Origin of the sequence: Streptomyces sp. AM6-12, from assembly GCF_044327085.1 — a bacterium.
GTDB lineage: Bacteria > Actinomycetota > Actinomycetes > Streptomycetales > Streptomycetaceae > Streptomyces.
In genome coordinates this window covers 265250-284440 of sequence record NZ_JBIQWN010000001.1, presented here as the reverse complement: position 1 = coordinate 284440, position 19191 = coordinate 265250, and the positions used below count along the sequence as shown (strand labels likewise).

Below are 19191 nucleotides of genomic sequence, written 5' to 3'. Positions count from 1 at the left end.
GTTCAGCCCTTGACCGCACCCTCGCCGACCCCGCGGAAGAAGAAGCGCTGGAGGCAGGCGAAGAGGGCGATCAGCGGTGCGACGGCGATGATCGTGCCGGCGGCGACGAGGCGTTCGTCATTGGCGAAGGTGCCGTGCAGGTAGTCGAGGCCGATGGTCAGGGTGAACTTGGACGGGTCGCTGAGCACGACGAGCGGCCACAGGAAGTCGTCCCAGGCGCCCATGAAGGCGAAGATCGCCACCACGGTGAGGGTGCCCCTGACCGAGGGCAGCGCGATCCGCAGGAACCGCTGCCAGACGTGGGCGCCGTCGACGTAGGCGGCCTCCTCGATCTCGTAGGGCAGATTGCGGAAGGCGTTGCGCATGAGCAGGACGTTCAGCGCGCCGATGGAGCCGGGCAGCATGACCCCGATGAGCGTGTTGTTGAGGCCGATTTCCCGCATGGTCGTGAACTGGGCGATGATGATGCCCTCCGCGGGCACGAGCATCGCGAGGACGAACACCAGGGCGGCCACCCGGCGTCCCCGGTAGCGCAGCCGGGCCAGGGCGTACCCGGCGAGGGCGGAACCCACGCAGTTGGTGACGACGCTGGCGGCGGCGACCTTCAGCGAGTTGAGGGCGTAGTCCCACACCGGGATGGTCTCGGTCACCCGCTCGTAGTTGTGCAGGGTGGGATGGCTGGGCAGGAACTCCGGCGGCGAGCTGAAGATGTCCTCGGTGGGGCCCTTGAACGAGGTGGACAGCTGCCACACGAACGGGCCGACGGTCAGGGCGAGTACGGCGATCAGCAGCACGTAGCGCAGGACCAGCTCCCACACCCGGATACGACGGCCGTTCTCGTCGGTGAAGCGGAAGCGGGGCGCGCGGGCCCTGGCCGGCCGTGCACCGGTCTCCGGCACCTTCCCGGCGACGCTCACGAGTCCTCCCTCCGGTCGGCGCGCAGCACGAGCAGCATCAGGACCACGGTGACGGCGAAGACGACCAGGGAGATCGCGGAGGCGTAGCCGACCCGGCCGGTCAGGCCGGTGCCGGTGCGCTGGACGAGCATCACCAGGGTGGTGTCCTCGCCCGCGGGGCCGCCGCTCGGCGAGGCCAGCAGGTACACCTCGGAGAACACCTTGAAGGCGGAGACCGAGGAGAGCGCGGCGACCAGGACCATGGTGGAGCGGAGGGCCGGCACGGTGACGCTCCAGAAGCGGCGGATGGGGCCCGCGCCGTCCACGGCGGCGGCCTCGTGCAGCTCCCGCGGCACGTTGGCGAGTGCCGCCAGGTAGATGATCATGTAGTAGCCGAGCCCCTTCCAGACCGTGACGGCCATGGCGCTCAGCAGGAGCAGCCACTGGTCGCTGAGGAAGCCGACCTTGCCCACCCCGATCGTCTCCAGGAGCGAGTTCACCAGGCCGCGCTCGTCCAGCAGCCACACCCAGATCAGGCCGACCACCACGATGGAGGCGACGACCGGGGTGTAGAAGGCGGACCGGAAGAAGGCGATGCCGGGGATGTCCTTGTGCACCAGCAGGGCGAGCAGCAGCGGCAGGAGCACCAGTGCCGGGACGACGCCGAGGACGTACAGCGCGCTGTTGCGCAGGCCGATCCAGAACATGTCGTCGTGCAGCAGCTCACGGAAGTTGGCGAGGCCCACGAACCGGCCGGGGATCAGGGTGCGGCGGTCGGTGAAGGCGTTGACCACCGTGGAGACGAACGGGTAGAGGACGAAGGCGCCGGTGATCACCAGTCCCGGCGCGGCGAACAGCCAGGGGCTGGTGGGCAGTTGGCGGCGGATCCGGATCGCCGGGTGCCGCTGCGGGCGGCGCGCCGGACGCGCCGGGCGCGTCCGGGCGACGGCCGGGGTGGCCATGACGCGTCACCCCTGCTGCTTCAGCAGCCGGTCACACGCCCTGACAGCGTTGTCGAGCGCCGTCTTGGGGCTCTGCTTGCCCTGGAGCGCCTTGCCGACCTCGTTGCGCAGCGCGGTCTTCATCTGGTCGCTGAACAGGACGGGTGTGTAATTGATGGCGGTCTTCAGCGACTTGGCGGCGGCGACGCGCACCCGCGTCTCGTCGGTGCCGTCCTCCTTGGTGAAGTACGGGTCGTCGAGCGAACCGGCGGTGGACGGGAAGATGGCGACCTTCCTGGCGAAGGACATCTGGTGCTCGGCGTCGGTGACGTAATGGGCGAAGGCGACGGCCGCGGGCGCCTGCCGGGTCCGGGAGTTCACCATCAGACCCATCACGTACATGTTGACGTGCCCGGTGTTGGTGATCTGGTCGGTGATGCCGATGTTCCGGTACAGGCTCGGCGCCTGCTTCTTGAAATTGTCCAGGTCCAGGGCGCTGCCGGGGTTCATGGCGACGGCCTGGGTCAGGAACTCCTTCCCGGCCGACTCCGGCGTGGCGTTCAGCGCCTGCGCGTCCAGCCCCTTGGCGTCGTACAACTCCTTGTACTTGGTGAGGAGTTCGACCCCTTTGGCGTCGTTGAAGGTGAAGCCGGTGCCCTGCTTGTCCATGAGGGAGGAGCCGTAGCGGCCGAAGTCCTCGATGGTGGGGATGTTGGCGAGGGTGGCCACCTTGCCGCCCGATGTCCGCGCCATCCGCAGCGCGTCGGCGAAGAGTTCGTCGTACGTCTTCGGCGGCTTCTCCGGGTCCAGCCCGGCCTTCGTGAACAGGGCCTTGTTGTAGAACAGCGGACCGGTGTTCAGGTACCAGGGGAAGGCGTACGTGCCCGGCATGCCGGGGATCTGGTGACTGGCCCAGGCACCGGGCAGGTACTCGCCGCGGTACTTCGCGGCGGCCTTGTCGAGATCCATGGCCAGGCCCGCCTTGGCGAGCGGCGCGACCAGGTCGGGGGAGACGTTGACGACGTCCGGCAGGGTGCCGCCGGCCGCGTCGGCGCTGATCTTGTCGGCGTAGCCCTCGGCGGGCTGGTCGACCCACTTGACGTGGGTGCCGGGGTACTTCTTCTCGAAACCGGCGATCAGGCCGTCGAAATAGTCCTTGAAGTTGGCGCGCAGATTCCAGGTCTGGAAGGTGATGTCGCCCTCGATCTTGCCGGAGGCGTCCGTCGAACCGCCGCCGGCGCCGGAGCCGCAGGCGCTCAGCGGCAGGACGAGGGCGGTGACGGCGGCGGCGAGTGCTCTGCGGGATATGGGCACGGTGACACGGCTCCCTTGCGGCGTCTGCGGCTGGTGTCGGAAGGGACCATGCACGCCGTCTTCGGGGCAAGTCAATGGATTCGGGAGCACTAAAGCTTTGAATGGCGCATTAGTGCAGGTCAGGAAGATATGAGGAGGGTCTTGTACTGGGCACTAAAGCGCTTTAGGCTGATCCCACTCAAGCGCTTTAGCGATCACTGCCGAGAAAAGAGGCGACCATGCCGGCCAAGCGGTCCCCGGCGCGTCGGCCGACGATGAAGGACATCGCGCGCCGCGCCGGTGTCTCGGAGAGCGCCGTCTCCTTCGCCCTCAACGGCAGGCCGGGCGTCTCCGAGGTCACCCGCGAGCGGGTGCGCCGGGTCGCCGAGCAACTGGGCTGGCGGCCCAGTACGGCGGCCCGCGCGCTGTCGGGCGAGGGCGCGGCCACGGTCGGCCTGGTACTGGCCCGGCCCGCGGACACCCTCGGCGTCGACTCCTTCTTCCTCCAACTGGTCTCCGGCATCCAGGAAGTGCTGGCCGAGCGGCACCTCGGACTGCTGTTCCAGGTGGTGGAGGACGCGCCGGACGAGTGCGCGGTCTACCGCAGATGGTGGGCCGAACACCGGGTGGACGGCGTCCTGATGGTGGACCCGCGCACCGACGACCCGCGCCCGGACCTGCTCGACGAACTCGGGCTGCCCGCCGTGGTGATCGGCGGCGCGCCGGACGAGCGGCACCCCGGACTGTCCACGGTGTGGGCCGACGACGCGGGCGCGATGGCGTCGGTGGTGGACGGCCTGTACACCCTGGGCCACCGGCGGATCGTGCACATCGCCGGACTGTCCGGCCTCGCCCACACCGAACGGCGGATCCGCACCCTGGCGGCCGAGGCACGGCGGCGCGGGCTCACCGGCGTCGCGTCGGTCACCACCGACTACTCGGACGCGGAGGGCGCCGCCGTCACCCGCCGCGTCCTCGGCTCGCCCGCTCCGCCCACCGCCCTGATCTACGACAACGACGTCATGGCCCTCGCGGGCGTCGCCACCGCCGCCGGACTCGGCTTCTCCGTGCCGGCCGACGTATCGGTTGTCTCGTGGGAGGACTCGGCCCTGTGCCGCATGGTCAGGCCATGGCTGTCGGCCCTGTCCCGCGACAGCACGGAATTCGGCCGCACGGCGGCACGCGAACTGACCGCCCTGCTCGACGGCGGCCCGGCCGGAACGGTCCGGGTGCCGGTGCCCCGCCTGATCGAACGGGAGAGCACGGGCCCGGCCCGCGACAAGTGACCCCCACGGCACCGCGCCGGGCTCGCCGGGAAGGAGACCCAAAGGCTGGCGGGGAAGGGGCGAGCCGCGTCCCACCTGTTCCCGCCTCCGGCGCAGGGGCCTACGGAGACACCGCGTTGCCGACGAGGCTCCGGGCGGACACCGGTGGCAACTGCCCACCCCTCACCGCGACGTCGTCGCACTCGACGGACTCGGCGGGGCGGCTCAGCGAACATGGTGAACGCGAAGCCTGCTGAAGGGGGCATGTCCCGTCGACCGCGACCGCTGCTGCTACCGCCCTGAGAGGGGCCTGGGTCAGAGCCAGGGCGGCAGCACCGGCAGTCCGCCCGGCGCGTCGAGGAGGGCGCCGTCGTCGCGGCCGCTGAGCCAGGCGAGCAGTTCGGCCCGCGTGCCGGAGACCACGGGGCCGCCACCGTCGAACCGGGCCAGCTCCCCGCCCTCGGCGTCCCTCAGGGTGAAGGCGGGCACCTTCTCGGCCTCGGCGTAGTAGCCGACGACGTCGTCCAGGACGATGTCGCGTGCGGGCGCCGGGACGTCGGCGACCTCGTGACCGACGTCCAGGTCGATCAGGTGCAGGACGAGTTCGCGCAGCCGGATGACGAGGATGCGGCGCGGGGTGCAGGTCTCGCCGGTGAACGGCACGATCGTGGCGTCCCACGCGGGCTCGGGCAGCGCCTCGGCCGCACGCTGCCAGCTTCGGGCGCTGTCCCGGACCCGCGCCACGAGCGCGGCGGCCGGCAGCAGCGCCCCGGCCTCGATCTCGGCGTCGCGGGCCTCGCGGCCGGCGTACTGGTCGTTCCTGACACCGGTGCGCGCCCAGGACAACAGGCGTTCCAGGGCCGGGGCCTGAGCGGCGAGGTGGCTGAGCACATGAGCACGGGTCCAGCCGGGCAGCCGGGACGGGGCGGCGGCCTCCGCGTCGCTCAGCGTCTCGACGGCGGCGAGAAGCCGCTCCGCGGCACGGTCGAGCTCACGGAAGGCCAGGGGAGTGGGGTCGATCTCCTTCATCGGGCGGCCCCTTTCCAGGCGTTGCTCTCCTTCACCGTGTTCCCTCCCAGCGGTTCGTCTCCGTCATCCCTCAGCCCGGCACACACCGCGACTCTGCATTCCGTATCATGGAAAGCGAATTCCGATCCGCGCCCACAAGCTCCCACAGCTCGCGGAATCTGTCCAGCGGCCACCGGGAGCACGGATCCACGACCGGTCACGGTCGGCGGGGCGTGCCGCTACCTCCGCTCCTCCGGCCGGACCGGCATCCCGCGCCGCGCCCGGCGAGGCTTGCGGCCGGTCTCGGCGTTCGCGGCGAGACCGTCCAGGGTGCCGCTCACGGCGTCCAGGGCCATCGCCTTCCCGGCATCGACGCCGAGCGGCCCGGCGCACAGCCGCATCCGCTCGGGATGCCAGTCCGTGTACGTCCACCCGCGTTCCTTCGCAAGGCGCCGCCGCGCGGCACCGCGCTCCCGCGGGCTTCCCTTCCTGGACATGTCGGCCATCTCCGGTCACCCGAGGTGTCCTATGACCCCAATTCCCATGTACGGCAGGGGAGTTCTTGCCCGGCTACGGACAGAATCATGAACTGACGGCCGTGACGAGGACGGTCGCCTCGTCGCGAAGGGGGTACGGCGTGTCCGGGCCGGGGCCAGGGCTGCTTGCCGTCAGAGGCGCGCCCACCCGGAGGATGCTCGGCTGGGCCTGCCTGCCAGCTCTCACCGGTCCCCTCGCGGGCCGCGTCGGCACCAAAAGGGCCGCACCGGGTGGGCAGTTTCTAGGGATCGTTGCAACACGTGGTCGGTTTGATCAGGCCGTGAGCAGTCTATGCAGGCGCTCGGCTGGGGTGTCCCAGCCGAGCGTTTTGCGTGGGCGGCCGTTGAGTTCGGCGGCCACGGCGTCCAGGTGCTCGCGGGTGTGGACCGAGAGGTCAGTGCCTTTGGGGAAGTACTGCCGGAGCAGGCCGTTGGTGTTTTCGTTGGAGCCGCGCTGCCAGGTGGCCAGTGCGTCCCGGACGCTTTCGGAGCTGTGGTCGCCGGGCAGGTGCAGGAGCATGACGTAGCGGGTGGCGCGTTCGACCAGGGTGCCGATCGCCGACTTCCCATCCTTGCCGATGATGAGGTCGCCCTCCCAGTGCCCGGGCACGGCCCGGTCCACCGCCTCGGCGGGCCGTTCGCTGATCATGACCATCGGGGCGGAGAACCGCGGCTGGCGCTGCTGGGCCTGACGGCGCGGCTTGCGCCGGGCGCGACCGGTCCGCAGGGCGCGGGCCAGCTCGCGGCGCAGCTCTCCGCGTCCTTGGACGTAGAGGGCCTGGTAGACCGTCTCGTGGACCACGTGCATCTCCGGCCGCTGGGGGAACTGTGCCCGAAGAGCCTGGCAGATCTGCTCCGGGCTCCACCGCAGACCCAGACGGTGCTGGATGAAGTCCCGCAGCTCGGGGTTCTGCCCGATCTTTCCTGCCTTGGGGCGGGGCCGGCGGGCATCGGCGCGGGCCTGGGCGGCGTGCGGCCGGTACTGCCCGTTGACCGGGTGCCGGTTGCGGCGGATCTCCCGGCTGATGGTGGACGGACTGCGGCCCAGCTCAGCGGCGATCGCCCGGACCGTCGCCTTCTCCCGCAGCCGGTCGGCGATGTGGATCCGGTCGTCCTCGCGCAGGTACCGGGACGGACCGCAAGGCGGCACCACCTCGTTGATCGGTGGTGCCGCCTTCTGCCTGCGGTCGGCACTACGGCCGTTACGCCATTTCCTGCCGGTCCGCGCGTCGACACCGACCAGCCGGCAGGCTTCCTTGTTGCTGTAGCCCTGCTGCACGAGCCGGGAGTATTCCGCGCGCTCCCGACTCAGCTTCACAGGCCCCTGAGCCGTCCGGTCCCCACGGACCTCGAAGTCCATCGCATCCCCTGAACTGGGGTGTTGCAACGACTCCTAGAACCCAAGGATGAGGTGCGGCCCTTCGGCGTGCCCCGTCTCCTTTCAGACCGGGCTTTCCTTGTTCATGCCAGCGAGAACTTCTGGGCGGCGGAGCCGTTGCAGTCCCAGATCTGAAGGCGTGTGCCGTTCGCGGTGGCACCGGACGGCGAGTCGATGCACCGGCCGGTGGTCGGATTGGAGATCGAGCCGTCGGCGTTGGCGACCCAGTTCTGGTACCCGCCGCCGTTGCAGTTGGCGAGCTGGAGCTTGGTGCCGGCCGCGTTCACACCGCCCGCGATGTCCAGGCACTTGCCCAGCGTCCGCAGGGTCTGGCCGTTCCAGGTCCACTTCTGGTCGAGCGACGTGGCCTGCTGGCAGTCCCAGAGCTGGACCGCGGTGCCGTCGCCACCGGTGTCGTCGCCCGCCACGTCCACGCACTTGCCGCCCGGCCCGTAGATCGGGGTACCGATGGCGAACTGCTGCGCGCCGGAGCCGTTGCAGTCCCAGATCTGAAGGCGCGTGCCGTTCGCGGTCGCGCCCGACGGCGAGTCGATGCACCGGCCGCTGGTCGGGTTCCGCAGCGAGCCGTCGGGTTGCCGCACCCAGTTCTGGTAACCGCCGCCGTTGCAGTTGGCCAGCTGGAGCTTCGTACCGGCCGCGCTGTTGCCGCCCGCGATGTCCAGGCACTTGCCGAGGGTCTGGAGGGTCTGGCCGCTCCAGGTCCAGTGCTGGTCCTTGGCCGCCGACTGGCAGTCCCAGAGCTGGACCGCGGTGCCGTCGCCACCGGTGTCGTCGCCCGCCACGTCCACGCACTTGCCGCCGGGCCCGGTGATCGTCTGCCCGCTCACCGAACCGCCGCCACCGCCTCCGGAGCCGGGCGCCTTGTTGTAGACGGCCACCGAGTCGACGACCAGCTTGCCGCCGGAGACCGTGGACGCGTTCGGGCCCCCACCGAAGGCGTCCGGGAAGCCGCCGCCGATCGCCAGGTCGTAGATGATGAAGAAGGGATGGTCGACCGCGTCGGACCAGGTCGTGGCGTCCACCTGGTTGGCGTTGATCGTGTAGAAGTTGTTCCCGTCGAGGTAGAACCTGATCTGCTCCGGCGACACCGAGCGGTCGATCTCGACCGCGTAGTCATGGAAGCCGGTCTGGCAGCCCGGACAGGCACGTTCACCCGAACCGATGCCGGTCGACTCGTTGCACGGTCCACCCGGGTTCACACCGCAGTGCAGGGTGCTGAAGACGGAGCTGCGGCCGTTGATGTCCTCCATGACGTCGACCTCGCCGGACTTCGGCCAGGTCACACCATCGCGCAGCGGCGCGCCGAGCATCCAGAACGCCGGCCAGTAGCCCGCGCCGTTGGCGGTGGTGACGTTCGGCTGCTGGAGGACGGACTCGATGCGTACGACACCGCCCGCCGGGGCGCCGAAGCCCGCCGACTGGGTCTCCACGCGCCCGGAGGTCCATCCGCTGCGCGGGTCGGAACCCGAGTGCTGGGCCTGGAGCACGAGATGACCCTGACCGTCGTAGTAGACGTTCGAGGTGCTGTTGGTCATCGTCTCGATCTCGCCGGTGCCGAAGCTGCTGCCCGGCCCGGTGTCGTACTTCCACAGGCTCTGGTCGATGCCGGTGCCGGACGCACCGTTGAAGTCGTCGCTCCAGGTGAGTGTGAACCCAGACGGTGCCGGGGGCACCGCAGCCTGCGCGTTGAGCGTCGTGAGGACGCTGGTCGCCACCGTCAGTACGACGACGGGAAGCAGAGAGAGCGCTCTCTGCCATCCGCCCCGTCGGGCCCTCGTAGGGGGTAGTCGCATAAGTCTGGCCTCCGAAGAAGGACATGATCGCGTCTGTTCGCCAGGCCGCCTCTGGTGGTCTCCATCAACGGCGGGCAGTACACGCGCCCTTGCGGAACTGGACGACGACGAACCGCCGGACAGCCGGTACTTGGGGTGCCGTCGACCGGCAGTCCTGCGCGGCGGACCGCCGGACTCGTGTGCCCCGACCGTCGGACGGGTCGTCAACTCGGGAGATGTAGAGGGCGTTGAGTCATGTGCAGTTCTGTGCGAGGCAGACGGTATTGGCGCAGACCAATACCGTCAAGGCTGTGCAGCAGACTGAGCGCGGCTTGAGTGCTGAAGTCCTCGGCTCAGATCCGGACAACAGGTGCGTTTCACGGACATCGAGCCGCGATCGACCGCCCGGCTGGGGGTGGGGCGACCGAGCGGCAGGCCGCGCTGCTCCCGGCACGGAGGCCGGCACGCGGGGCGCCGCCGACCTGATGAGCCGAATCGCGCGGCGGTGTGCGACTCCTCGGCGCGGGCGCGGCCGGCGACCGTGCCCCGCGGGCCCGTCGGGCACAACCGGTCGCCCGAGGCCGGCATGTCCTCACGGCCCGGCGTCAGTTCGCGCCGCTCTCCAGGTCCCGCTTGAGGTTGCGCAGTGTCGCGCGGATGTTGCGGGCCTGGAAGGCGGCGAAGGTGTGTCCCCCGGTGGCGATCCGGTCGAAGGCGTCGGCCGCGAAGGCGGGCCAGGCGCGTCGGTCGTCCGTCCAGGTCTCGGTGACCCGCGTACCACCGTCGGCGGGCTCGAAGCGGTACTCCCAGCTGGCGATCGGGCCGCGCAGGCGCGGTCGGCCGATGCCGATGGCGTGCACACGGAAGGCGAAGCGGCGGCCGGGCTCGGCCGCCGTGACCGTGCACCGGGTCACCCAGCGGAAGCGGCCACGCTTGTTCCGCCCGACGAACGTGGTGCCGAGCCCTGCCGGCGCGTGCCCCGTCCCGTCCGTGGTGCCGAGATTCTCCGGACTCCAGCGGCCCATGTCACCAGGGCGGCATATGACTTGGTAGGCCACGTCGGGCGGTACGCCGATGTGGATGCTGTCGCTCACCGTGAACACGCGGGCCATGGGGCAGTTTCCTCGACTCGTCGACACCCTGGGAGTTACTGGTCGGTAGAGATTGTGGCATGCCGGAGCCGCCGACCGGCCCAGACCATCTGGACGCGAAACCTGCTCGGCCGCAGGCAGGAGGACCCCGGGCCGTGGCCGTGCGCCGATATTCGGACGCGTCCCCGCCCGCCCGACTCCGCGCCCCCGGCGCCGACCCGGCCACCGCGAGCCGACGCCGGCGCCGACGCGCGTACCGGCGTACCCGCGCACCGGCACACCGGCAGCCGTGGACACGCGGCGCCGAGCGCTCAACCGGCCCTCTCCGTGCCCGGAAAGTGACCGAAAACCACTCCCGACCAGGGTCTACGCGGCGCCCGAGGCGGTGGCCGATAGTTGCCCCGAGCGGCTCCCGGATTTCGTATTGATCGACGTGACGCCCTAGAGTCAACACATGGTTGGCCCAGGCAACCTTTTGGTACGGGTGTGCCGCCATCCCGTGTGGAGTAACACCCACGCGACCGAGGCCATGAGGCGCGCGTCTCCTGTCCCCCCACACATGAACAACCGTCAGGCCGGTCCGCCCACCCCCGCGTTCCGGCTCAGGAGGATCACACATGTCCGATGTCGCCCCACGTTTCCGCAGCCATGTGGAGCACATCCTCGATGCCCTGCGGGAGAACCCCGACCGCGAGGCACTGGTATACGGTGACCGGCGGGTCACTGCGGGCGAGTTCCGCGCCCTGGTGCACCGGATGGCGTGGGCCCTGCAGGCCCAGGGCATCGAGCGCGGCCAGACGGTGACGCTGCTCAGCGGCAATCTGCCGGAGGCCGTGGCCGTGCGTTATGCGGCCAATCTGATCGGCGCCCGCGTCAATCACCTGTACGGCAAGCTCGCCGCCGACGTCCAGGCCGCGATCGTCCGCGACGTGGAGAGCCGGGCACTGGTCGTCGACCCGCGGATGACCGACCGGGCCGCCGACATCACCGAGTCGGTATCGGTCAAGTCGGTGCTGGTGCTCGGCCCGACCGAGACCGGCGAGGACCTGCTGGCGCTCGCCGCGGCCCAGCCCGCGGACCCCTTCCCGAGCCAGGCCCAGCCGGACGACATATGCGCCATCCGGCACACGGGTGGCACCACCGGCCACCCGAAGGGCATATGCACCACCTACCGGCAGGTGCAGGCACAGCGCTCCGCGCGCCCGCTCGACGAGACCGCCGCCCTGACGCGCCGCCAGCTCGTCGCCACCACCATCGCCCACGCCGCCGGCCTGCTCATGGACGCCGTGCTGGAGCACGGCGGCGCCGTGGTCCTGCTCGACGACTTCGAGGCGGGGCAGGTGCTCGAGACCATCGAGCGCGAACGCATCACCCACCTGTGGCTGCTGCCGCCCCTGCTCTACCAGTTGCTCGACCACCCGCGCATGGAGCACACCGACACCTCCACGCTGCGTCAGGTCCTCTACGGCGGCTGCCAGGCGTCTCCGGCACGACTGGCCGACGCCGTACGCCGCCTCGGTCCCGTGCTGATGCAGGGGTACGGTCAGAACGAGGCGGGCCTGATCAGCACCCTCTCCCCGGCCGACCACGCCCACCCCCAGCGGCTGCGCAGCGCGGGAAAGATCCTGGACGCTGTAGAGGTCGAGATCCGCGACGAGGACGGCAACGCGCTGCCCGACGGCGAACACGGCGAGATCGTGGTGCGCTCGGACATGGTCATGCAGGGCTACTGGAAGCAGCCGCAGCTCACTGCGGAGATCCTTGAGGACGGCTGGCTGCACACCGGTGACATCGGATTCAGGGACACGGATGGCTACTTGACCGTGGTCGACCGGCTGAAGGACATGATCGTGGTCGTCGGCGGCCACGTGTACACCACCGAACTGGAGGACCTGCTCAACAGCCACCCGCAGGTCCGGCAGAGCGCCGTCTTCGGCGTCCGCGACGAGGACCGTATGGAACGCGTCCACGCCGCCGTGCTGCTCGCCCCCGGCGCCACGACCGACGCGGACGAGCTGCGTGCCTTCGTACGCGCCGAACGCGGGCCGATGTACGAGCCGGCCGTCATCACCTTCCCCACCGATCTGCCCCTCACCGACGTGGGCAAGCCCGACAAGAAGGAACTGCGCCGCCGCGCCACGGCCCGAGCGTAAGCCCGCGGCACGGGAGAGGGTCCCCGCCGCTGCGCAACGTCCCCGTGACGACCGCGGTGGGGGTGGTCGACGCGAGCGGCGAACCACCCCCACCGCCACCCCTTGTGCCGGACGGGCGGTGCCATGCTGCGGGCATGGCTCGATGTCGTGTCACTCGAATGAGTTGGTATGTGCGATTTCTCCTGGGCAGAGTCCTGAAGAACCGCCAGATCGACTTGGGGAGCAGAGATGAGGAATCGCACCGTCGCCGCCGTGGCCGTCGCCGCCGCACTGATCGGTCTGGGCACCGCGCTGCCCGCGTCGGCCGCCCCGGCACATGAGGTCGCCCGCTCCGGCCTGGACTGCACCACCTGGATCCACAACAACGATCCGTTGACCGGCGGGGTGGACTGCACCAACAACACCAACGCCCCGGTCACCTTCCACGCCGACATCGTCTGCGGCTGGGCACCGGACGTCCAGGGCAACTCGGTGACGGCCCAGCCGGGCCAGACCGAGGAGTCGTCCGGTCACTGCGCCATCTACTCCACCGGCATCGGCCACATCGGGTGGACGGTGGAATAACCCGGCATCCGCTCGTCCCTGGAATCGGTGCGGCCTACTTCGGCTGTGCGGTGGTCGCGGGCAGAGGCCTGGCGGATGCGTGCCGGCGGGCGGGTGCTGGCGCCTGTGCATGGCCGATTCCTTTCATCGGTTCAGGGGGCCGGGATGCACAGCGGTACTCGGGCGTATCTCTTGGACGGCTCTGGGTGACGGTGGAAGGGCCGACGCCGGCTCACCCGCTCGCACGCGCCGACTCATAGCCGGGATCGGCTACGGTGTGGGGTCCTGCGGACGTCCCGCGGTGCGGACCCCCGACCCCGCACTGCTGCCGGCGGGGTGCATGCCGGTCTGCTATGTCGGGGTTGCTGTGGTCCTCGGCGGCTGGGTCGCGACCGCCGTGATGGTTCGCAGGACGCCCGATCAGCAGGCGTTGCACGATCGCGGGGTGACCACCATGGGCGTGGCCACCAGACCGGCCGCGCCCCGCTTCGTCATGGCGGCGACCGGTGTCATCGGGTCACGGGGGCCTGCTCGCCGGCCGTGGGGGAGCGGACGACATCACCACCCGGTCTCGCTGTCGGAGAACCGGCGTCGGGAAAGCCGTCGCGGCAGCTTCCCCCCGCGCCTGATTGATGCCCTCTTGTCAGTCGAGCAAGACGCCGGGGTTGAGGATGCCCTGGGGGTCCAGGGCGTTCTTGACGGCGTGCAGCGCCAGTGCGAAGGGCTCCGGGCGCTGGCGGTCGTAGCCGGAGCGGTGGTCGCGGCCGACGGCGTGGTGGTGGGTGATGGTGGCGCGGTGGCGGTGCAGGACGTCGGTCGCGGCGGCCTTGATCTCGTCCCAGATCGCGACCTCGTCGCCGGGCCGGCCGGCGACGGCCACGGTGAAGTAGGGAGCGGCGCCATCGGGATAGACGTGGGTGAGGCGGCAGTTGATCGTGGCCGGGTGGCCGGTGGTCTGCTCCGCGGCGGCGCCGACCTCGGTGCGCACGGCATCGATCAGGGCGGGAAGCGTGTCCCAGGTGGCGGCGGTCTCGAAAGTCTCCACGACGGCCCCCATGCGGGCCAGTCCATCGCGCAGGTAGGGCATGCGCAGGAACGCCGAGCGCCAGGCGCCCACCGCCGCGTCGGCCGGGGCGTCGCCGTCCGCGGGGGACGCCCCGCCGCGACCGCCGTGGGCGCGGGCCAGGTCCACGGCGACCGCGAGGCGGTCGTCGACGGGGGCGGTGGCGGACTCGAAGCCCAGGACCAGAACGGCGGAACCGTCGTGGGAGGCGCCGGACAACCGCGCCTCGCCCGCGTCGAGCAGGCGGCAGTTGGCCGGGGCGAGGTCGGACTGGGCGACGGCCCGTACGGCGTCCAGCGCGCGGTGGAGGTCGGCGAAGGCCACGGACGCGGAGGCTCTGTGGCGGGGGCGCTCCTGCAAGCGCATCCACGCCTCGGTGATGACGCCGAGCGCGCCCTCGGAACCGAGAAAGAGCCGGTCGGGCGACGGTCCCGCGCCGGACGCGGGCAGCCGCCAGGACGTGCCCGCCGCGGCGGGTGTGACCACGCGCAGGGACTGCGCGAAGTCGTCGATGTGGGTGTGGACGGTGGCGTAGTGGCCGCCGGCGCGGGTGGCCAGCCAGCCGCCGAGGGTGGAGAACTCGAAGCTCTGCGGGAAGTGGCGCAGGGTCAGACCGTGAGGCCGCAACTGGCCTTCCAGCGCGGGCCCGAGGGCTCCGGCCTGGATGCGGGCTGAGCGGCTGGCGGTGTCGATCTCCAGGACGCGGTCCATCGCGGTCAGGTCGAGCGACAGTACCGCGCGGTGGGTGCCGCCACGGTACTCCACGCCGCCGACCACCGAGGAACCGCCGCCGAAGGGGATGACGGCCACGTCGTGCTCGCCGGCCCAGTCCAGCAGGTCGGCCACGTCCTGGTCACCGGCCGGGTGGGCCACGAGGTCGGGGATCCGGCCGGGCCGGCCGCGCAGGGCCCGGATGACGTCGCGGTACGCCTTGCCCATGGCGTGGGCGGCACGCGGTCGCGGCTCGGCCGTGACCAGGTGCGCCAGGGAGGGTGGGGGTGTCACGGCGGGGCGGCCGATGGTCAGGTCGGCGACCCGGGGTATCGGCAGCGGGCGGGCCAGAGTTCCCGGCAGCAGGGCCCCCAGCGCGGCACATTCGGCGTCGTCGAGGCGGGCGTCGGCGTAGCCCCAGCCCCACCAGGAGCGGGGGCGGGAGGCGCGGGGGTGGAGCGCGGCGGCAGGCATGAGTGTGCTCCCGGCGGAGTCCAGTGAATTTACCCGTTGGTAAATTACCCTAGGGTAGGATCAGTTCCCATGACAACGCTCTCGTCCAGGGCCGGTACCAAGGGCGTGCCGAGGGCCGCGCGCGAACGGCAGGTCCTCGCCGCCGCCACCGAGGAGTTCGGCCGGCACGGCTACGAGGCGACGACCGTGGCCGCCATCGCCACCCGCGTCGGCGTCACCAAGCCTCTCCTGCACCAGTACTTCGGCAGCAAGCAGGACCTCTACCTCGCCTGCCTCACCCCGGTCGGCGACGGACTGCTGGCCGGCATCCGCGCCGCGATGGCCGCACCCGACACCGGCGCACCGCCCACGCCCCTGCGCGTGCTGAACGCGTTGTTCAGCGCGCTCGACGGACAGCGCGAGGCATGGTTCGTCCTGTACGACCCCTCGCTGCCGCCCGGCAGCGAAGCCGCCCGCCGTGCGGCCCACTACCGCGACGCCATCGACGAACTCGCCGCCACCGGCACCGCGGACCTTCTGCACGCCGCCGGAACCAGCGACCCGCTCGACGCCGACGCCCTCACATACGCCTGGCGCGGCCTGTGCACCGCCTTGGTCCGCTGGTGGATCAACCACCCCGACCAGTCACCCGACGCCATGACCGGCCGCTGCGCCCGGATCGTGAGAGCCGCCCACACCATCCTGGCCGCCGACGACGACAGGTAAGCCGGACCGCCGCCCCCTTCCCGAGAACCGAGTGCCCCCCATCACCTACGAGCGCATTCGGAATTGGGGCGAGTTCGATCCCGCCCGCCACCCGTTCGACTGGGACGAGGACGAGGACACCTGCCTCCGCTCGTCGGTCCGCGAGTGGGTGCCACCCGTACTCTCCGGGAGAGCCGGCTGGTGGCAGGGCGAACGTTGGTGTGAAAGTCAGATAGGCGGGGTCATTCAGGAGCGATACGGCACCTGGGCCTGGGGGTGGCGCTGGTGCTACTACGACGGCGGACCCATCGGCAACTGGGTCAGCGGGCCGGCCTCGGTGACGACCCCCGACGAGACCGCGGAACGCCTCGTATCCGCGCTGCTGGAGTGGCGGGAGTGGCGGGAGCGAACGGCCCAGCGCTTCGCCGGACGGGCGCCGCCGCCGGACGCCTCACCCGGAGACCGCAGTTGGCACCTGGAGCGGGCCTGCGTCCGGCTCGTGACCCACATGCTGGGCTCCGGCGCGGAGGGCGGCTGGTACGGTCAGGCCTCGATCGTCCTGAGCTGGTTCCTCACCTGCACCGGCATGGACCGAGCCGACGCCGCGCGAGCGGTGGAGAGCGCGATCGGCGGCCGGTTCGAGAGCTGGGTCACCCCGGAACGGACGCTGATCGAATCCGTCGCCGAGGACCTGGCCACCGCCCTCACCGGCACACCACTGGACTTCGCTCTGCTTGCCGGTTGGCAATGCGAAGTCCTCGGTATACCAGAGCCACCGTTCCGCGCGGGCGACGCCTGTGCGAAGGCCGGCCGCGTGCGCTACGGCCTGCCCCCGCGAACCCGCCGACCTCGCCACTCTCATCGGGGTGCTCAATCGCCGTCGGCCTCGGTGACCCGGTGGGCCGCGCGAAACCGATCGCGCATTAAGACAGACCGGCAACCGGAACACAATTACTCGATATGCGGAACAGCGGAATGCGGTCAGCCGGACATGGATTCATTCCTGAGGGCATAGCTTCATCAACCAAGTCAAGACTTATCTTCAGAGAACCGCGGCCTTATGGTGTGGCTCGAATCGAAGGAGACCCCTTTGTCGAAAATGAACGATTCCGCTGCGCGTGCCATTGACATGGAGCAGGATTATGTGTCCTCCCTCTACGAGTTGCTCACCGAGCGGCTTTCCGAGGCGCGAGCGCACCGGGCGAACGCGCTGAAGGCCCCGGCGGACAGCGCCGGTGAGGTATACGAGCGAGAACTCGCCGCCGAGCGTCTGACCAAGGAGATCGGCCGGCTGGAGGGCGCCGAAAAGGGGCTGGTCTTCGGGCGCATCGACTGGACGGACGGCACCACCCTGCGCATCGGGCGGATCGGCCTGCATACCCAGGAGGACGACCTGCCTCTGCTCGTGGACTGGCGCGCGAACGCGGCGCGGCCCTTCTACGAGGCGACACCGGTCCACCCGATGGACCTGCGGCGGCGCCGGCACCTGCGCCTCGAGGAACGCACGGTCGTCTCGGTGAGCGACGAACTCCTGGACGGCACCGCCCCGACCGACGAGGACATCGTGGGGGACGGCCCCTTGACCGACGCCCTGTCAGCACGTCGTACGGGCAGGATGCACGCGGCCGTCGCGACGTTGCAGGCCGAGCAGGACGAGATCGTCCGCTCCGCCCACCGCGGAGTGACCGTCGTACAGGGCGGCCCCGGCACCGGCAAGACGGTGGTCGCCCTGCACCGGGCGGCCTACGTCCTGTACGCGTTCCCGCGCGCCGCGGAGGAGGGCGTCCTGGTGGTGGGCCCGAACGCCCGCTTCCTCGACTACATCTCCCAAGTCCTCCCCTCGCTCGGTGAGAACGACGTCGACCTGGCGACCTGCCGGGAACTGGCCGGAGTGTCCACGGACGCGGCCGACCCGTTCGATACGGCGCGGCTCAAGGGCAGCTCCGACCTCGCGGACGCCTTGGCCGGCCTGCTGCGTGCCCACCAAGCCCCCGCCGGTGACTTCACCGTGCGCGTCGGACGGGAACTGGTTCACCTGTCCGGTGAGGAAGTCGCCACGGCACGCGACGCCGCCGTGGCAGCCGTACCGGGGCACAACCCCGCGCGCCAGGTGTTCAAGGAGCTCTTGGTCGACGCCGTCACCGACGCGATGCGACGAGACATGGGCGACCTCCTGGAGCAGATCGACGCCGACGCCGAAAGGATGACGGGCATCGACCTCGACCGGTTCACGGGAGCCGCTCGGCACCGTGCCGAAGGTGCGGCCGATTCGGGTCCGGTCCACGAACTGGACGTGGACGCCATCCGGGCCGATCTCCTCCAGGACGCCGGCGTCGACCGAGCGGTCGAAGCGTTGTGGCCGCGGCTGGCAGCCGGTGACCTCGTGAAGGCGCTCCTGACGGACGCCGGCGCTCTCGCCGCGCAGCTGCCCCGCCTGACCGCGCAGGAGCGGTCCCTTCTGCTGCGCGGTCCGGACGACCCGTGGACCGACGCCGACGCGCCGTTGCTGGACGAGGCGGCGAACCTGGCCGACGGCCCCCCGGAGCGGACGTACGGGCACGTCGTCGTCGACGAGGCGCAGGAACTGACCGCCATGCAGTGGCGGATGATCGTCCGCCGCTGCCCGGCACGGGCGATGACGCTGGTGGGTGACTTCGCCCAGGCGGGCCCGGTCGCGACCGCACGCGACTGGAAAGAGGCACTGAGCCCCCACATCGGACCCCGGTTCAAACTGCACAGTCTGACCGTCAGTTACCGCACCACGCAGCAGATCCTCGACAGCGTCCGGGACCTGCTCACGCGGATCGCCCCGGACCAGAAGCCGACACGGTCGCTGCGAAGCGGTGAGAGCCCCCGCACTGTGACCGCATCTCCGGAGGGGTCGGTCGCCGCCGTCGTCCGGGAACTCCGCGCCCAGAGCACCGCGCATCCGGGCGAGCTTCTGGGAGTGATCTGCGCGGACACCAGGGTGAGTGAGCTGACGGCCCAGGACATCGCTCACCACGCGCGCGTCGTACCGGCGTCCGAAGCGCGCGGCCTGGAATTCGACGGTGTCGTCGTCCTGAACCCCGAGGAAATCGTCACGGCCCGCCCCGGCGGGGAGCGGGACCTGTACGTAGCCCTGACCCGCGCCACCAAACGCCTCTGCACCATCACCGTCCAGCCTGCCTGACGACTCCGCGCCCGCGCTGTCGCCGCGGGCGCCGGGGCAGGTCGCGGCCGACGCACGGCCTGGATGCCGTGCGCCCCCTCCTGACTGTGCATCGCCTATGAAGGTTCCGTGAATCACCTATGGCGGTGATCACGTTGTCTTGTATCTGACGCTGCTTTAGAGTCCCACTCGACCACTTATTTTTGCTTTA

At 70.6% G+C, this 19191-nt stretch carries 14 protein-coding genes and 1 pseudogene; 6 read left to right on the top strand and 9 right to left on the bottom strand.

Annotation, left to right across the window (positions count from 1 at the left end; translation table 11 throughout):
• Nucleotides 1-2: 2 nt before the first annotated feature.
• The 3 genes from ACE4Q9_RS01350 to ACE4Q9_RS01340 are packed head-to-tail and all read right to left on the bottom strand — an operon-like array spanning nt 3 to nt 3151.
• Nucleotides 3-917 (bottom strand): carbohydrate ABC transporter permease, encoded by a 915-nt coding sequence (locus ACE4Q9_RS01350; protein ID WP_397982329.1) that lies wholly within the window; start codon nt 915-917, stop codon nt 3-5.
• Nucleotides 914-1858: a carbohydrate ABC transporter permease gene (locus ACE4Q9_RS01345; protein ID WP_397982328.1), complete on the bottom strand. Its 945-nt coding sequence runs from the start codon at nt 1856-1858 to the stop codon at nt 914-916. The genes ACE4Q9_RS01350 and ACE4Q9_RS01345 overlap by 4 nt, the downstream gene beginning before the upstream one ends.
• A 6-nt stretch (nt 1859-1864) precedes the next feature.
• The gene (locus tag ACE4Q9_RS01340) at nt 1865-3151 is read right to left on the bottom strand and encodes an ABC transporter substrate-binding protein (protein WP_397982327.1); all 1287 of its coding nucleotides are present in this window, start codon (nt 3149-3151) and stop codon (nt 1865-1867) included.
• A 218-nt stretch (nt 3152-3369) separates the two neighbouring features.
• On the opposite strand from ACE4Q9_RS01340, the gene ACE4Q9_RS01335 reads away from it, so the two are divergent.
• A complete protein-coding gene (locus ACE4Q9_RS01335; RefSeq protein WP_397982326.1) occupies nt 3370-4416 on the top strand; it encodes a LacI family DNA-binding transcriptional regulator in 1047 nt (348 codons plus the stop codon).
• A 294-nt stretch (nt 4417-4710) separates the two neighbouring features.
• On the opposite strand, the gene ACE4Q9_RS01330 is transcribed toward ACE4Q9_RS01335, so the two are convergent.
• From ACE4Q9_RS01330 to ACE4Q9_RS01310, 5 genes and pseudogenes are all read right to left on the bottom strand, one after another.
• On the bottom strand, nt 4711-5424 hold the full coding sequence (locus ACE4Q9_RS01330; protein ID WP_397982325.1) for a maleylpyruvate isomerase family mycothiol-dependent enzyme: 714 nt from the start codon (nt 5422-5424) through the stop codon (nt 4711-4713).
• Nucleotides 5425-5642: 218 nt separating this feature from the next.
• Nucleotides 5643-5900 carry a hypothetical protein gene (locus ACE4Q9_RS01325; RefSeq protein WP_397982324.1) on the bottom strand — a complete coding sequence of 86 codons (258 nt, stop codon included), beginning with the start codon at nt 5898-5900 and terminating at the stop codon, nt 5643-5645.
• A gap of 313 nt (nt 5901-6213) precedes the next feature.
• Nucleotides 6214-7068, bottom strand: a pseudogene (locus tag ACE4Q9_RS01320) (IS30 family transposase); the annotation flags it as partial.
• Nucleotides 7069-7400: 332 nt separating this feature from the next.
• Nucleotides 7401-9053 (bottom strand): ricin-type beta-trefoil lectin domain protein, encoded by a 1653-nt coding sequence (locus ACE4Q9_RS01315; RefSeq protein WP_397982323.1) that lies wholly within the window; start codon nt 9051-9053, stop codon nt 7401-7403.
• A gap of 662 nt (nt 9054-9715) precedes the next feature.
• Nucleotides 9716-10222 (bottom strand): SRPBCC family protein, encoded by a 507-nt coding sequence (locus ACE4Q9_RS01310; protein WP_397982322.1) that lies wholly within the window; start codon nt 10220-10222, stop codon nt 9716-9718.
• A gap of 596 nt (nt 10223-10818) precedes the next feature.
• Here ACE4Q9_RS01310 and ACE4Q9_RS01305 point away from each other — a divergent pair.
• Together ACE4Q9_RS01305 and ACE4Q9_RS01300 are read left to right on the top strand one after the other, a co-directional pair.
• Nucleotides 10819-12354 (top strand): AMP-binding protein, encoded by a 1536-nt coding sequence (locus ACE4Q9_RS01305; protein ID WP_397982321.1) that lies wholly within the window; start codon nt 10819-10821, stop codon nt 12352-12354.
• Nucleotides 12355-12582: 228 nt separating this feature from the next.
• On the top strand, nt 12583-12918 hold the full coding sequence (locus ACE4Q9_RS01300) for a hypothetical protein (RefSeq protein WP_397982320.1): 336 nt from the start codon (nt 12583-12585) through the stop codon (nt 12916-12918).
• A 622-nt stretch (nt 12919-13540) separates the two neighbouring features.
• Here the strand turns inward: ACE4Q9_RS01300 and ACE4Q9_RS01295 are convergent.
• On the bottom strand, nt 13541-15145 hold the full coding sequence (locus ACE4Q9_RS01295; RefSeq protein ID WP_397982319.1) for an FAD-binding oxidoreductase: 1605 nt from the start codon (nt 15143-15145) through the stop codon (nt 13541-13543).
• A gap of 69 nt (nt 15146-15214) precedes the next feature.
• Between ACE4Q9_RS01295 and ACE4Q9_RS01290 the strand changes: the two genes are divergently transcribed.
• From ACE4Q9_RS01290 to ACE4Q9_RS01280, 3 genes are all read left to right on the top strand, one after another.
• Nucleotides 15215-15850, top strand: coding sequence for a TetR/AcrR family transcriptional regulator (locus ACE4Q9_RS01290; protein ID WP_397982318.1), 636 nt, complete (start codon nt 15215-15217; stop codon nt 15848-15850).
• 31 nt (nt 15851-15881) lie between these two features.
• Complete coding sequence (locus tag ACE4Q9_RS01285) at nt 15882-16844, top strand: hypothetical protein (protein ID WP_397982317.1); 963 nt, start codon at nt 15882-15884, stop codon at nt 16842-16844.
• A 129-nt stretch (nt 16845-16973) separates the two neighbouring features.
• Nucleotides 16974-19001 (top strand): HelD family protein, encoded by a 2028-nt coding sequence (locus tag ACE4Q9_RS01280; RefSeq protein ID WP_397982316.1) that lies wholly within the window; start codon nt 16974-16976, stop codon nt 18999-19001.
• Nucleotides 19002-19191: the final 190 nt, after the last annotated feature.

Excerpts from the sequence above, each read along its gene's own strand:
- ACE4Q9_RS01290 (WP_397982318.1), top strand. The coding sequence starts at position 15,215 with ATGACAACGCTCTCGTCCAGGGCCGGTACCAAGGGCGTGCCGAGGGCC.
- ACE4Q9_RS01295 (WP_397982319.1), bottom strand. The coding sequence starts at position 15,145 with ATGCCTGCCGCCGCGCTCCACCCCCGCGCCTCCCGCCCCCGCTCCTGG.
- ACE4Q9_RS01335 (WP_397982326.1), top strand. The coding sequence starts at position 3,370 with ATGCCGGCCAAGCGGTCCCCGGCGCGTCGGCCGACGATGAAGGACATC.
- ACE4Q9_RS01345 (WP_397982328.1), bottom strand. The coding sequence starts at position 1,858 with ATGGCCACCCCGGCCGTCGCCCGGACGCGCCCGGCGCGTCCGGCGCGC.
- ACE4Q9_RS01300 (WP_397982320.1), top strand. The coding sequence starts at position 12,583 with ATGAGGAATCGCACCGTCGCCGCCGTGGCCGTCGCCGCCGCACTGATC.
- ACE4Q9_RS01325 (WP_397982324.1), bottom strand. The coding sequence starts at position 5,900 with ATGTCCAGGAAGGGAAGCCCGCGGGAGCGCGGTGCCGCGCGGCGGCGC.
- ACE4Q9_RS01330 (WP_397982325.1), bottom strand. The coding sequence starts at position 5,424 with ATGAAGGAGATCGACCCCACTCCCCTGGCCTTCCGTGAGCTCGACCGT.
- ACE4Q9_RS01310 (WP_397982322.1), bottom strand. The coding sequence starts at position 10,222 with ATGGCCCGCGTGTTCACGGTGAGCGACAGCATCCACATCGGCGTACCG.
- ACE4Q9_RS01305 (WP_397982321.1), top strand. The coding sequence starts at position 10,819 with ATGTCCGATGTCGCCCCACGTTTCCGCAGCCATGTGGAGCACATCCTC.